The sequence below is a fragment of the Pseudomonas sp. Hz4 genome (assembly GCF_054898165.1).
On the sequence record NZ_CM142719.1, the window covers coordinates 3,444,978 to 3,458,806 of the forward strand.

Here is a 13,829-nt window from a genome sequence, read left to right on the forward strand (position 1 = left end):
CTCCCTTCAACGTGGCATCAACCGATCTCGGCGGCGCGTTTGACCGCTGCGCGAATTCTTGGGTAGGTGCCGCAGCGGCAGATGTTGCCGGACAGCGCCTGATCGATGTCGCTGTCGGTGGGTTTGGGAATCTTCGCCAGCAAGGCCGCCGCTGACATGATCTGCCCGGACTGGCAGTAACCGCACTGGACCACATCGAGTTCGGCCCAGGCTTGTTGCACCGGGTGTGAACCGTCGGTGGACAGGCCTTCGATGGTGAGGATTTTTTGCCCGTGGGCCACGGCCGTGGCGGGGGTGATACAGGAGCGCAGCGGCGCGCCGTCGACGTGCACGGTGCAGGCCCCGCACTGGGCCATGCCGCACCCGAATTTGGTGCCGGTCAGGTGCGCGACATCGCGCAGGACCCACAGTAGCGGCATGTCTGCGGGAACATCCAGCGCCTGGTCCTTGCCATTGATGTTGAGGGTCAGCATTGCGAATGTCCTCAGACTCACGGTGACGCCTTACTTTTTGAGTCGGCGTTATCCTTTCAGCTAAGCGCAATTTGCCCCGCGGGACAGGATCATCGACCACCGGTCACACACAGGCCGAGCTCTTTGCCTCCTGAATCAGATCAGTTGTGCGTAGGATATATCAAGTCTCATACGAGCTAAAAAACCCATAAAAATCAAACTATTGAAAAGTTACAAGTCAATATGACCACATTCAAAATGTTGTCATATCGACACTATCAAAAGTCATTACGACTACATATGAGTGTTTCCACTTGTCGATCTACGGTACGGCTAGACGACCCGAGGCTGACTACGCTGAACAGTCCAGCCTGAGTAATCCGTAGAGGAGCTACGCCATGCACCGCGTTCAAAAACTGACCCCCTGCCTCTGGTTCAACGATCAGGCCGAAGAGGCGGCAAAGTTTTACTGTTCAGTCTTCGATCATTCGAAAATCACCGCCATCACTCACTACGGCAAAGCCGGTCATGAGGTTCATGGCCAGCCTGAAGGCTCGGTGTTGACAGTCAGTTTCGAACTCGACGGACAGCCTTTCACAGGCCTCAATGGCGGCCCCGATTTCACGTTCAGCGAAGCGATTTCATTTCAGGTCAACTGCCAGGCCCAGGACGAAGTCGACCATTTCTGGGGGGTGCTGTCCGCCCATCCACAGAACGAGCAATGCGGTTGGCTCAAGGACAAATTCGGCTTGTCCTGGCAGATCGTGCCGGTTGCCATGATGGACATGTTGAAAGACCCTGACGCGGCAAAATCCCAGCGCGCCATGCAAGCCATGATGCGGATGAAAAAACTCGACATCGCCACCTTGCAGCGGGCCTTTAACGGCGAGAGCTAATACACTCCCGTTCTGACCTGCCGAGGACGCTGACAATGAAACCCGCCGTTGCCAAAGACGCTGACAAAGCCCCGCGCTTCTGGCGCGACGACGCCCTGCCCTTCATCGAAGCCCGTTCCATCGCCGACGGCCGCAAGGTCTGTTACACCCGGCATTCTCACGAGCATTTTTCCATCGGTGCGATCACGGCCGGGCGCAGCACCTATCTCCACGAGCAATCGCAATTACAGGTCAGTGCCGGCACCGTGGTGCTGATGAATCCTGGTGATGTCCACGCCTGCAATCCCATTGATGACCAACCATGGTCGTACCTGATGCTGTACGTCGAGACACCCTGGTTGACCGATTTGCAGCATCAGCTCGGCTTCAGCCAGGACTTGGCGTTTCGGCGTTTTTCCATCACCCACATTCACGACAGCGACCTGTTTGCCGGCCTCAAAGGTTTGTACGAAGTGCTGGTCGATGCGCAGCAAGACGTGCTGCGCAAGCAGAGCGCGGCCGTGGAGTTTTTCACCGACCTGCAGCAGCGGCTCAATCCGATCGATCAGCCGCTGCGCGAGCCCAATTTCAAACTGGAACGGGCGGCCGATTACATTCGCGACAACTGCACGCAAATGCTCAAGCTCGAAGCTATTTGCGAGGCTGCTCAGCTATCGCCGTCCTACCTGATCCGCGCGTTCAAGCAGCATTACGGCATGACGCCCCACGCGTTTCTGGTCAACCGGCGCATCCAGTTCGCCCGCGATCAACTGCGCAGCGGCAAGCTGATCGCCGATGTGGCGCTCGAAGCCGGGTTTGCCGATCAGGCGCATTTTCAGCGCGCGTTCAAACAGCATCTGGCGGCGACACCGGGGCAGTACCGCGGGTGACTCAAGTACTCTAGGGCAACAACAGGTAAACCGCGCTCGCCGCCAGCAACAGCGCCATGCTTCGATTGAACAGGCGCATGCCCGCCGGGTTGTTCAAATAGCCGCGCAAAAAGGTCCCGGCATACGCCCAGCAACCGACGGACAGATAGCAAATCACCAGATACACCGCCGCAAACTGCCAGACCAGCCGCGCCTCGCCATCCGCTACAAAAGCGCCCATGCCTGCCACACAGGCCAACCAAGCTTTCGGGTTGAGCCATTGCATGACGGCGCCGTACAGCATCGACGGCGCCCGGCCTGATTCCTTCGCATTGAGATGTCCCTTGTCGGCGGCCAACTTGAAGGCCATGTGCAACAGGAAAGCCACACCCGCCCATTGCACCACCTGCGTCAGTGCGGGCCATAACCGCAACAACTCGTGCAGCCCCAAACCCATCAGCACCAACAACACGACAAAGCCCAGCGTAGCACCGACCACATGCCGTTGACTGGCACGAAAACCAAACCGTGCCCCTGAGCTCAGCGCGACAATATTCACCGGTCCCGGCGTTATCGAAGCGACCAATGCAAACGCCGCCATGGAGATAATCAGACTCATCACAGACCTTCTTCAATTCAGTTGAACGAGGCCTCACGGTAAAGAGCGGCGTGATGGCTGTATTGAAGAAAACACCCCTCACCTGTACCGCGACCGCCCAAGAAGCTCGCCTGATCAGCCTTCTGATGTAACGAAATCATTCACGGATATTTACCTATAGAGCAGATCCTTATACGATGAAGTCGCATCTACTGCTCTCCATCAGGTCTGCGTAGGCTATGGTTGTTCAGGACATGACAGTGCGAGTTAACAAAGAGTGCTCTATCGTCACGCAAATTTTGCGCGACAAACAAACGAAAGCTGTAGACGGGTTCAATTATCTCTATCACTGCATACAATACTATTGAGCACCTGAACGATGAACAATACTAGCTATCCAACTGAAAGTGCTAAAACCTTTAGCATAGCTATAGTAAATTACAAGACGCCGGAAATTACCAAGATATGCTTAGACTTATTGCACCAACATCTAGGCGACCACAGCATACCCATATGGGTAGTTGACAACTATTCCGCCGATGAAAGTACTGAATATTTGCGCACACTTAACTGGATCAATTTAATAGAGCGTTCTGTTTCTGAGCCAGAACCAGGCCATATCGCACATGGCAAAGCACTTGACCTGGTGTTGGAGCGAGTTGAAACTGATTATTTATTCCTATTGCACACTGACACATTTATTTTCGACAAAAATGTTTTTCCAATGATGCTGAATAAATGCATCAACAACCAAAAAATCGTAGCCGTCGGTTGTGTAGAGCAACTAAATCGTGGCGCCACGAGAACGCTTTGGCGCTTTAGCTCACGACTATTCAAACACCATTTCAGACGCCTGAAAATCTCCATTGGATTACGTTCCAGACAACCGAAACCGTACAGAGAAGTCTACTTGAAGAGTTTCTGTACATTGTGGAACTGCAAACTTATTAAACAGCACAACCTGCATTTCTCGATGGATGATCGTGTGCCAGGCTATACCCTCCAAGACCGCATGACCGAGTTGGGCTACCTCGTTGAATTGTTATCACCGCGTAAAATTTTCAGCTATCTAGATCATATCCAGTCCGGTACTGTCGCTGCGGCTGGCGGCTATGAAAAGACTCATAGACGAACCAAAATATACAACAACATCCTGAAACGCCTGAACAATGACGACAGCAAAGTTTAAGCGACGAAGACACGCAACGAGCACGGCGCTCGACACTGTTTGAAGTCACCCATAAGTTTTATATTAAGTTGTTGGAGCGGTAATGACACCCATCACTCAAGCACTGCCTATCACCCTCAACCCGGAGCTTGATTTCGACCAGAACGCCGCCAGCGCCTTTGGTTACTCATTGGCCAGTCGCTATACTCAGGCCACGCCATTTCCGCACATCGTCATCGATAACTTCTTACACGAAGACCTGATTGCAAGCATCTGCTCGCACTTTCCAGTCGAGCCGACTCACAACGAAATGCTGTACGAGCGCGGCTATAAAGGTCAACGAAAACGTCAAATCAGCCCCAACGAATGCGCCCCTTATTTGAAGACTGTTTTCAACGCCTTTAACTCGGCCCCCATGTTGCAGTTTCTTGAAAAGCTCACAGGCATCGAAGGTTTGATACCCGACCCCTACTTTACCGGTGGCGGGCTGCATGAAACAAAAAGTGGTGGTTTCCTGGGGGTACACTCGGACTTCAGGCTCAACAAAAAGCTGAATGTTGAGCGCAGACTGAATGTCATCATTTATCTGAATGAACGCTGGCAAGACGAATTCGGCGGCAACCTGGAACTCTGGGATGTTGACATGAAAACCTGCCTTAAAAAAGTCCTGCCTATTTACAATCGCTGTGTCATTTTCAACACAGACAAAGACAGTAATCATGGGCACCCAGAGCCTTTAACGACTCCAGAGCACATCACGCGCAAGTCTATAGCGCTTTATTACTACACCGCAGGAACCATGGCGATCGACCCCGCACAACGAAACAAAACCCACTACAAGCCTAGGCCTAAAGATCGTTTCAGCCTCAAGTACTACATGAGTAAACTAATCAAGAAGAAAAACTGAACTATATAGCCAGACGAGGCGCGGCGGGCCTGAAGTTTATGCCGCCGTTTACAGGGCCTACGAATTCTCTGTCGATTTTCCGGTGGAGGCGATAGCCGACGCGTCCTATGCTCATTCCATGAACCTACAAAACGCTTTGCTTCCGCCCCACGCCGAGATGGTTCGCGCCATGCTCGAACGAGACACCGCCTACGAGGGAGTGTTTTTCACCGCGGTCAAAACCACCGGTATTTTTTGTCGCCCCAGTTGCACGGCACGTAAGCCGAAGCCGGAGAATGTCGAGTTCTTCGCCCATGCCGATGAGTGCATGTCGGCCGGCCACCGTGCCTGTTTGCGTTGCAAGCCGCTTGACGCTGCAGCTATCGCGCCGGACTGGGTGCAGCGGCTGCTCAAATCGGTAGACGCCGATCCCGACCAGCGCTGGACCGATGCCCATTTGCTGGCCGAAGGCATCGAGCCGCTGAAGTTGCGACGCTGGTTCAAGCAGCATTTCGGCATGACCTTTCACGCTTGGCTGCGCACTCGACGCCTCGGCATGGCGTTAGGCGGGATCAAACAGGGCGCCTCAATCGACAACGCGGCGTTCGACTCGGGCTACGAGTCCCTGAGCGGCTTTCGCGATGCGTTTCAAAAGTCCTTCCACATCACACCCGGCCGTGCCGCCAACAGCGAGCCGCTGCTGTTCACTCGCCTGACCACACCGCTGGGGCCGATGATCGCCATGGCCGAACGGCGCGGGCTGGTCCTGCTGGAGTTTCTTGATCGGCCAGCGCTGACCAAGGAAGTCGAACAATTGCAGAATCGATATGGCTATGCGGTCGCGCCGGGACATAACGCGCATTTGCAGCAGATTGAATCCGAGCTGACACAGTACTTCGCCGGCAAACTGACTGAATTCACCGTTCCCCTGCACTTCCCCGGCAGCGATTTCGCCCGGCAGGTCTGGGCCGAGTTGGCCAAGATCCCGTACGGCCAGACCAGCACCTATGGCGCTATCGCGGCGCTATTGGGCAAGCCCGGCGCCAGTCGGGCCGTGGGACTGGCCAACGGCTATAACCGCCTTTCGATTGTCTTGCCCTGTCACCGGGTGATCGGTGCGGACGGCTCACTGACCGGCTATGGTGGAGGACAACCGCGCAAGGCGTTCTTGTTAAGGCTGGAAAAAGCGGCGGTGCAGATGACGCAACAACTTGCATTCTGATCACTCGCAGGTTACTCAAAAAATCATAAGGAAGGACATTCGATGGACCCGCTCGGCAACTCATTTCATCAGTTGCACCAGGATGGCCTGCTGATACTCACCAACGTCGCCGATGCCGCCGGCTTGCGAATCGTTGAGTCACTGGGCGCCAAAGCCGTTGCCACCAGCAGCGCGGCGGTGGCCTGGGCTCACGGTTATCAGGATGGCAATGCCCTGCCCCTTGAGCGTCTGATATCGCCGGTCGAGTCCATCGCTCGGGCCACCTCAAGGCCTTCACCTACGGGGACGTTAACGCCCTCTTGGCGCCGACACGGAAAGTTTGACCTCCATGCCCGATACCTACCTGGCCGCCACTGAGTTCCTGGCGGCCATCGACGAAGATTGGCGTCGCCACATTGCCACCGTCGGCCCTTGCCTGCATCAGCCCCATGCGGCCCGCGATCCGTATGAGTCGCTGGTGCGAGCAATTGCCTACCAGCAACTGCATGCCAAGGCCGGGGATGCGATTGTCGGTCGGCTACTGGCGCTGTTTGGGACGGGTGTGTTCCCGCGGCCTGAACAGATTGTCGCGACTGCGTTCGATCCACTGCGCAGTTGCGGCTTTTCCGCCAGCAAGATCGCGACCATTCAGGGCATTGCTCAAGCGGCGCTGGATGGCGTAGTGCCGGACTACGCTATGGCGCTGGCGATGGATGATGAGGCGCTGATTGAGCGGTTGATTACCTTGCGTGGGGTTGGGCGCTGGACGGTTGAGATGCTGCTGATTTACAGCCTGGAGCGGCCGGATATTTTGCCGGCCGATGATTTTGGCGTACGAGAGGGGTATCGGCGACTGAAGGGGTTGGAGGTGCAGCCGACGCGTAAGCAGATGGTTGAGACTGGGTTGGGGTGGAGTCCGTTTCGGACGGTGGCGGCGTGGTATTTGTGGCGTGTTCCAAAGCCGCCCGTTCCAGTCACAACCCCGACTTCAACCGACTGAACGCCCGAATCAAAGCCCGGTTAAACGCCTTCCCATTGTCATTCTTGCTATACAACGAAGCCCTCACCTCAGCCGACGGATACGTCCCCGGATCATTGCGAATCGCCGGATCAATCAAGTCATCCGCCGCCGTGATCGCGTTGGCGTAATGGATGGTGTCGGTGATCGGCGCAATCACCTCCGGTGTCATCAAATAATCCATCAACGCGAGCCCGGCTTCGGGATGCGGCGCGTCCTTGGGAATGACCATGGCGTCGAACCAGATCAGTGTGCCCTCCTTCGGTATGCGGTAGGTCAAGGTGAACGGTTTCTTCGCGGCTTCTGCCTGGCCGGCGGCGATGGCCACGTTGCCGTTCCACGACATTGCCACACAGGTGTTGCCGTTGGCCAGGTCGCTGATATTCAGGTCATTGTCGAAGTAGCGAATGAACGGCCGGATTTTCGCCAATTGCTGCTCGGCGAGTTTCAGGTCATCGAGGTGCTGGCGGTTGATGTCCAGCCCCATGTACTTCATGACCGCGGCGAAAACCTCATTGGGGTCGTTGAGCAGACTGACCCCGCAATCGGCAAATTTCGACACCACCGCCGGATCGAACAGCATCGCCCAGCTGTCCGTTGGCGCGTCGGGCAAACGCTTGATGATCGCCTCTTGCTGATAGCCAACGCCGGTGGTACCCCAAGCGTAAATCCCGGCGTAGCGGTTGCCTGGGTCGAACACGGCCATGTGCTGGCGAAACTCGTCACCAACGCCGGCAAAATGCGGCAACTGTTGCGGGTTCAGCGTTTGAATCGCACCGCTCTGGATCGCCCGGGACAAATGCTGACCCGCGGTCAGCACCAGGTCATAGCCGCTGCGACCCGTGAGCAGTTTGGTCTCGGCGGTTTCAAGGGAGTCGAAGTGATCAGCCACTACGTGGATGCCGGTTTTCTTCTCGAAATTGGTCAGGGTGTCCGGGGCCAGGTACTCGCCCCAGATGTACAGATTGACCACCGGTTTCGCGGTGTCGGCGGCCTGCACACACAGGGGTGCGAGCACCAGCAGCAATGCTTGAGTCAGTTTGTGCAGGCCCATGATCAGACTTCCTTTTTGTTGCAGGCACTGCCGGCGTACTGCGGCATGGTGATGCACGCGACGTTACCGCCGCCGAGGAGGATTTCCCGAGAGTTTTCGATGCCGACGATTTTATGCTGCGGGAACAATTCGGCCAGGGTCGCCTGCGCCGCCTGATCATGGCGGCCGCCAAACAGTGGCACGACAATCGAGGTGTTGCTGGCGTAGTAGTTGATGTACGACGCGCAGATTTTGGTCCCGGCCTGACGGACGTGGGTGCTGTCGAGTTGATCGAGGCCTTCGGCTTCTTCAGCGGTCCACTCCAGCACGTCCGGTTGCGGCAGCTTGTGCACAATCAAATCGCGGCCACGGCTGTCGCGAGTGCTGCGCAGGATGTCGTAGGCCTCCTGGTAGATTTCCCATTGCGGGTCATCGCGATTGTCGGTCCATTGCAGCACCACTTCACCGGGGCGTACGAAGCATGCGAGGTCGTCGACATGGCCATCGGTTTCGTCAAACTTGCAACCGCGTGGCAGCCAGATGACTTGCTCGGCGCCAAGGTAATCGGTCAATCGCCGGGTGACTTCGCCCTTGCCCAGGTGCTGGTTACGGTTGCGGTTGAGCAGGCATTGTTCGGTGGTGAGAAGGCTGCCTTGGCCGTCGCTCTGGATGCCGCCCAGTTCGGCAATCAGCGGGGCGCGGTAGCGGTCGAAACGTTCGATTTCGAGGATTTTGCTGGCGATCTGATCGTCCTTGTCCCACGGGTAATAGAGGCCACCCTCGAGGCCGCCGTAAGCGTTGAACTCAAAGTCCACGCCGCGCACCTCACCCTTGTCATCGTTGACCACAAAGCATGGGCCACTGTCGCGGAACCAGGTGTCGTTGCAGGTCATTTCCACCACGCGCACGTGAGGCGGCAATTGGCGGCGAGCGGTGGCAAACTGCGCGGCGGAGGCGCATACGGTGACCGGTTCGCTCCGGGAGATGGCGGTGACGATTTGCACCCAGACTTTCTGCGCAGGCTTGGCGCCGTTACGCCAGACGTCGGTCCGCTCCGGCCAGCCGAGCCAGCAACCGGACTTGGTTTCGAATTCGCCCGGCAACCGGAAACCGTCGAGTTTGGGGGTGGAGTCGAGCAAACGCGCCATGGTCAAACCTCATCATCGGGGATTGGAATGACCACAGGCTAAGGTCGCCGGCGCCCTCCCCGCCAACGATGATTATTTCGGAATACTTGAATTCAACTCATCAATCGACCAGTTGATCTTTGAACCACTCCAGCATCTGCGCGACCGCTGGGCGCTCCAGCCTTACCCGCTCGCACACCAGCGCATATTGGCCGAGTGCAGTCATGCTTGAGGTGAACGGCCGGACCAGGCGACCGCTGATTAAATCCTCCTGCGCGGTCAAGTTATCGCCCATGGCCACACCTTGGCCTTGAGCCGCTGCTTCCAGCGCCAAACCCGCGTGGGCGAAATACAGCTGCCGTTCCGGGCGCTGATCGCCGGCATGGCTGGTGAGCCAGGCGGTCCAGGTCTTGCCGTCCTGATCGTCGTGCAACAGGCAGTGACGCGCCAGATCCTTCGGGGTTTTCAACGTGCCCTGGTTGAACAGACCGGGGCTGCACACCGGGAAGAACTGCAACGCCGGCAAGGGCCTGACGAAGTACGCGCTGCTGTCCACCGGGCCGGTGCCGTAAGTGATCGCCAGGTCGATGTCTTCGCCCGGCGCTGTGGCGTCGATCGGTTGTTCATAGAGGTGCAAAGTGATGTGCGGATAGCGCGCGTAAAAATCAGTCAAGCGACTCATCAACCACTTTTGCGCCAACTCGGCAGTCACCGCCAGGCGTAACACCGCCAGCGATGATGGGTCACGCAGCTCATCGCAGGCATCGCCGATCAGTTCGAAGGCCTGCTGCAAGCTTTGCATCAGGCGCCCGGCGGCCATCGTGGGGCGAATCTGCCGGCCTTCGCGGACGAACAGCGACACGCCCAATTGCTCTTCGAGCTGCCGAATCTGATGACTGACCGCGCTGTCGGTGACACACAACTCCGCAGCCGCCCGACCGAAGTGGGCGTGGCGGGCGGCGCATTCGAAAGTTCTGAGTGCGGCCAGGGAAGGCAGTCGGCGCATGGCAATGGCTCCAATAGGAAGGCGCCCATGCTGCCCCGGCCGTAGGCGGGCGTCCAGCGGACCGCGTTTTCAAAACTTGTATTCACAGAAGATCCCTGTGGGAGCCGAGCTTGGTCCGGGCGGCGATCCGACGATGAGGCCAGCCTATTCACCACAGATCCAACTTCCCATCACCATTCATTATCGACAATGACTTCCCCCCAAACCCAGCGCATGTTGCCCCCTCAACCGGAGGGATTCGACATGCTCAACGCACTCAAACAGATCAACTCAACTTCAGCCTTCAACCGCTGGGCCGGCTTTGAAGTCACCCGAGCAGAAAGCGGAGAGGCCGAGCTCACCATGACGTTTCGCGATTCCGATATGGCGCAATACGCAGGCTTCCTGCACGCCGGACTGATCGGCGCGTTACTCGACACGGCCTGCGGTTTTGCCGCAGGAACAGTCGCCGGCAACGTGCTGGCTTCGCACTTTTCGGTCAACTGCCTGGCGCCCGCCATCGGTGAAGTGTTCATCGCGCGGGGTCAGGTGGTGAAGGCTGGCAAGAAGCAAGTGTTCGCCTGCGCCGAATTGTTCGCGCAAACCGGCGATCAGCTGAAACTGGTGGCGACCGGCGATGCGATTCTGGTACCGGTCGAGGCGCGCTGAAGGTCTACGCTGTCTTGGGTAAGTTCCAGACCCGTCGGAGGTCCCATGCAGCTCGAAGGTTCCTGCCATTGCGGCGCGGTGTCGTTCAGTTTGACCAGCGCCCACCCCTACCCGTATCAGCGTTGTTACTGCTCGATCTGCCGCAAGACCCAGGGCGGTGGCGGTTATTCGATCAACATCGGTGGCGACGCTGACAGCCTGAAGGTTCGCGGACGCAAGCACATCGCGATTTATCATGCGCGGCTCAAGAGCGACAGTGACACACGCGCCCACCGCAGCACGGCCGAACGGCATTTCTGTTCGGTGTGTGGTTCGGGGTTGTGGCTGTTCAGTCCCGAATGGCCGGAGTTGATCCACCCGTTTGCCTCGGCCATCGACACGCCGTTGCCAGTGCCGCCGGAGCTCACCCACGTGATGCTCGGTTCGAAAGCGCCGTGGGTGGAGGTCAAGGAGCAGGCGGGTGATCGGCAGAGCGATGTCTGGCCGGATGAGTCCATCGCCGAGTGGCACGAGCGGTTGGATTTGAAGGGTTGACCGCCGCTGTTACCGTCAAGCCGCGGCGGGTACACCGCTGTGGAAACGGAACTCCACGTCCGGCGACTCGATCAGTTCCTGCTCGGTGGTGCGGACCTTGTCGATCACCTGGGCGATGTCCTTGGCGTCACCGTACTGGTAGGCCAGTTTCAGGTAACCCTGGAAATGCCGGGCCTCGCTTTTCAGCAGGCCGAAGTAGAACTTGCCCAATTCTTCATCCAGATGCGGCACCAGCGCCTCGAAACGCTCACAGCTGCGCGCCTCGATAAACGCGCCGACCACCAGGGTGTCCACCAACTTGACCGGTTCATGGTTGCGCACCACTTTGCGCAAGCCCGAGGCGTAACGCCCGGCGGACAGCTGACGCAGCTCGATCTTGCGCTTTTTCATCAAGCGCATGACCTGTTCGTGGTGCACCAGCTCTTCCCGGGCCAGGCGCGACATCAGGTTGATCAGATCGACGTGGGAGTGATACTTGGCGATCAGGCTCAACGCCGTGCTGGCTGCCTTGAATTCGCAGTTTTTATGATCGATCAGCAGGGTTTCCTGGTCGGCCAGCGCGGCCTGAACCCAGCCATCGGGGGTACGGCAGCCGAGGAACTCGTGAATTTCGGGAAGGATCATGGGGCTCACGGATAAGAGGTTCAAATCGAAGGGCGCCGATTATACCGGCCTGCCGGCAGACCACCAGTCGCGACCGTTGATATGCATCAAGTCCCGAAAGCGCGACCAGCAACTATAGTTGTCCAACGCAGTATTTTTTACTTCCTGGAGATCCCGAACATGCAAGCCATTCGCAGCATCCTGGTGGTCATCGAACCCGAACACTCGGAAAGCCTGGCGCTTAAACGGGCCAAATTGATTGCTGGCGTGACCCAGGCGCATCTGCATCTGCTGGTCTGCGACCGCAAGCATGACCACAGCGGCATGTTGGGCGTGCTCAAGGCGGCCCTGCTCGAGGACGGCTACAGCGTCACCACCGAGCAGGCCTGGAACGAAAGCCTGCACGAAACCATCGTCGATGTGCAGCAGGCTGAAGGCTGTGGGCTGGTGGTCAAACAGCATTACCCCGACAGCCCACTGAAGAAAGCCCTGCTGACCCCGGCGGACTGGAAACTGCTGCGTTATTGCCCGACGCCTGTGCTGCTGGTCAAAACATCGAAACCCTGGACTGGCGGGGTCATTCTGGCGGCGATCGATGTCGGTAATACCGAAGCCGAACACCGTACGCTGCACGCCGCCATCATCGATCACGGCTATGACATCGCCGGCCTGGCCAGGGCTCACCTGCACGTGATCAGCGCTCATCCATCACCGATGCTGTCGTCAGCCGACCCGACGTTGCAGCTCAGCGAAACCATCGAGGCCCGCTATCGCGAGCAGTGCAAGGCGTTTCAGGCAGAGTTCGACATCGACAACGACCACCTGCATATCGCAGAAGGCCCGGCGGATGTGTTGATTCCGTTCATGGTCCACAAGCTGCAGGCGTCGGTGATCGTGATCGGTACGGTCGCGCGGTCCGGGTTGTCGGGGGCGCTGATCGGCAATACGGCGGAAGTGGTGCTGGATGCGGTGGAGAGCGATGTGCTGGTACTGAAGCCGGACACGATCATGGATCATCTGGAGGAGATCGTGACTCAGCATTAAGAATTGCAGCGTCTGAACGATTGCCATCGCGAGCAAGCTCTCTCCCACATTGGATTTGTGCAGGACGCAAAACCCTGTGGGAGCGAACTTGGTCCGGGCGGCGTTCCGACGATGCTTTTAGGCGCCAAAGGCGTCTTTCAGGAAGCCGGGGGCGATGTAGCGCTGGTAATGCGCCTCGGAGAGCAAAAAAAACTCCCGATCAATGGCGTCCCGTAATTCCGGCAGGTTCCAGTCGCGAAACTCCGGCATCAGCACCATTCCGTAGGCTTCCAGATTGTTGATCACCCGCGCCCCCCGGGCGATCAACTGATACGCCCAGCAATATTCCGACTGATGCGGAACAAAGCGAATCTTGCGCTGCTCCAGCTGCAATCGCAGGCGCGGGGGATCGAAAACTTCCAGCTTGCTGGCCATCACCTGGGACAGTAATTGCTCAAGACGCAGCCACACCGCGCGCTTTTCTTCCTCGTTGTAACCATTCCAGTTAATCACTTCATGGTGGAAACGCTTGCAGCCACGGCACACCAAATCACCGTAAACAGTGGAGCAGAGGCCGACGCAGGGGGTTTTGATGGTCTGATTGGGCATAGTCAGGGAGAACACGGGAAAGCAGAACAGATCGGCATGTTAGCCCTTTGTCTAACATTCATCACCCCTCAAAGTTCAGGGTCTAACTTACCTTTAATTTTTTTTTGCCGTAGAATCAGCCAGCCTTTTAAGGCGCCAATGTCCGTTAGAAGCTGTTTTCAAAGCGTCACGAGCACAGT

At 57.5% G+C, this 13,829-nt stretch carries 16 protein-coding genes and 1 pseudogene; 10 read left to right on the plus strand and 7 right to left on the minus strand.

Annotation, left to right across the window (positions count from 1 at the left end; all coding sequences use genetic code 11):
- Positions 1-17 precede the first annotated feature (17 nt).
- Positions 18-473, minus strand: a complete 456-nt coding sequence (locus ACYZTR_RS15670; protein ID WP_054615082.1) for a (2Fe-2S)-binding protein — start codon at positions 471-473, stop codon at positions 18-20.
- Between the two features lie 377 nt (positions 474-850).
- Here ACYZTR_RS15670 and ACYZTR_RS15675 point away from each other — a divergent pair, with 377 nt between their 5' ends.
- Together ACYZTR_RS15675 and ACYZTR_RS15680 are read left to right on the plus strand one after the other, a co-directional pair.
- Positions 851-1,348: a VOC family protein gene (locus tag ACYZTR_RS15675; RefSeq protein WP_461972260.1), complete on the plus strand. Its 498-nt coding sequence runs from the start codon at positions 851-853 to the stop codon at positions 1,346-1,348.
- A 35-nt stretch (positions 1,349-1,383) separates the two neighbouring features.
- Entirely contained in the window at positions 1,384-2,217 is an 834-nt protein-coding gene (locus ACYZTR_RS15680; protein WP_461972262.1) for an AraC family ligand binding domain-containing protein, read from the plus strand.
- A 10-nt stretch (positions 2,218-2,227) separates the two neighbouring features.
- Here the strand turns inward: ACYZTR_RS15680 and ACYZTR_RS15685 are convergent, their stop codons facing one another.
- A complete protein-coding gene (locus ACYZTR_RS15685; protein WP_461972264.1) occupies positions 2,228-2,815 on the minus strand; it encodes a LysE family translocator in 588 nt (195 codons plus the stop codon).
- 358 nt (positions 2,816-3,173) lie between these two features.
- On the opposite strand from ACYZTR_RS15685, the gene ACYZTR_RS15690 reads away from it, so the two are divergent.
- The 5 genes and pseudogenes from ACYZTR_RS15690 (at position 3,174) to ACYZTR_RS15710 (ending at position 7,049) form a co-directional block, all read left to right on the plus strand.
- Positions 3,174-3,983, plus strand: a complete 810-nt coding sequence (locus tag ACYZTR_RS15690; protein ID WP_461972266.1) for a glycosyltransferase — start codon at positions 3,174-3,176, stop codon at positions 3,981-3,983.
- Between the two features lie 82 nt (positions 3,984-4,065).
- Entirely contained in the window at positions 4,066-4,869 is an 804-nt protein-coding gene (locus ACYZTR_RS15695; protein ID WP_461972268.1) for a 2OG-Fe(II) oxygenase, read from the plus strand.
- A gap of 118 nt (positions 4,870-4,987) precedes the next feature.
- Positions 4,988-6,070, plus strand: coding sequence for a bifunctional transcriptional activator/DNA repair enzyme AdaA (locus tag ACYZTR_RS15700; protein WP_461972270.1), 1,083 nt, complete (start codon positions 4,988-4,990; stop codon positions 6,068-6,070).
- Between the two features lie 42 nt (positions 6,071-6,112).
- Positions 6,113-6,343, plus strand: a pseudogene (locus ACYZTR_RS15705) (isocitrate lyase/phosphoenolpyruvate mutase family protein); the annotation flags it as partial.
- 55 nt (positions 6,344-6,398) lie between these two features.
- Positions 6,399-7,049, plus strand: a complete 651-nt coding sequence (locus ACYZTR_RS15710; RefSeq protein WP_461972272.1) for a DNA-3-methyladenine glycosylase family protein — start codon at positions 6,399-6,401, stop codon at positions 7,047-7,049.
- Here ACYZTR_RS15710 and ACYZTR_RS15715 read toward each other — a convergent pair.
- From ACYZTR_RS15715 to ACYZTR_RS15725, 3 genes are all read right to left on the minus strand, one after another.
- The gene (locus ACYZTR_RS15715) at positions 7,024-8,121 is read right to left on the minus strand and encodes an extracellular solute-binding protein (RefSeq protein WP_461972274.1); all 1,098 of its coding nucleotides are present in this window, start codon (positions 8,119-8,121) and stop codon (positions 7,024-7,026) included. The genes ACYZTR_RS15710 and ACYZTR_RS15715 overlap by 26 nt on opposite strands.
- Positions 8,122-8,123: 2 nt before the next feature.
- Positions 8,124-9,248, minus strand: a complete 1,125-nt coding sequence (gene aguA, locus ACYZTR_RS15720; RefSeq protein WP_461972276.1) for an agmatine deiminase — start codon at positions 9,246-9,248, stop codon at positions 8,124-8,126.
- Positions 9,249-9,348: 100 nt separating this feature from the next.
- The gene (locus ACYZTR_RS15725; RefSeq protein ID WP_461972278.1) at positions 9,349-10,233 is read right to left on the minus strand and encodes a LysR substrate-binding domain-containing protein; all 885 of its coding nucleotides are present in this window, start codon (positions 10,231-10,233) and stop codon (positions 9,349-9,351) included.
- A 243-nt stretch (positions 10,234-10,476) separates the two neighbouring features.
- Here ACYZTR_RS15725 and ACYZTR_RS15730 point away from each other — a divergent pair, with 243 nt between their 5' ends.
- Both ACYZTR_RS15730 and ACYZTR_RS15735 read left to right on the plus strand, forming a co-directional pair.
- Complete coding sequence (locus ACYZTR_RS15730; protein WP_461972280.1) at positions 10,477-10,881, plus strand: PaaI family thioesterase; 405 nt, start codon at positions 10,477-10,479, stop codon at positions 10,879-10,881.
- A 45-nt stretch (positions 10,882-10,926) separates the two neighbouring features.
- Complete coding sequence (locus ACYZTR_RS15735) at positions 10,927-11,415, plus strand: GFA family protein (protein WP_461972282.1); 489 nt, start codon at positions 10,927-10,929, stop codon at positions 11,413-11,415.
- 15 nt (positions 11,416-11,430) lie between these two features.
- On the opposite strand, the gene ACYZTR_RS15740 is transcribed toward ACYZTR_RS15735, so the two are convergent.
- Positions 11,431-12,039, minus strand: coding sequence for a MiaE family protein (locus tag ACYZTR_RS15740; RefSeq protein ID WP_461972284.1), 609 nt, complete (start codon positions 12,037-12,039; stop codon positions 11,431-11,433).
- Between the two features lie 159 nt (positions 12,040-12,198).
- Between ACYZTR_RS15740 and ACYZTR_RS15745 the strand changes: the two genes are divergently transcribed.
- Complete coding sequence (locus ACYZTR_RS15745; protein WP_461972286.1) at positions 12,199-13,062, plus strand: universal stress protein; 864 nt, start codon at positions 12,199-12,201, stop codon at positions 13,060-13,062.
- Positions 13,063-13,179: 117 nt separating this feature from the next.
- On the opposite strand, the gene ACYZTR_RS15750 is transcribed toward ACYZTR_RS15745, so the two are convergent.
- The gene (locus ACYZTR_RS15750; RefSeq protein ID WP_461972288.1) at positions 13,180-13,650 is read right to left on the minus strand and encodes a DUF1289 domain-containing protein; all 471 of its coding nucleotides are present in this window, start codon (positions 13,648-13,650) and stop codon (positions 13,180-13,182) included.
- Positions 13,651-13,829 lie beyond the last annotated feature (179 nt).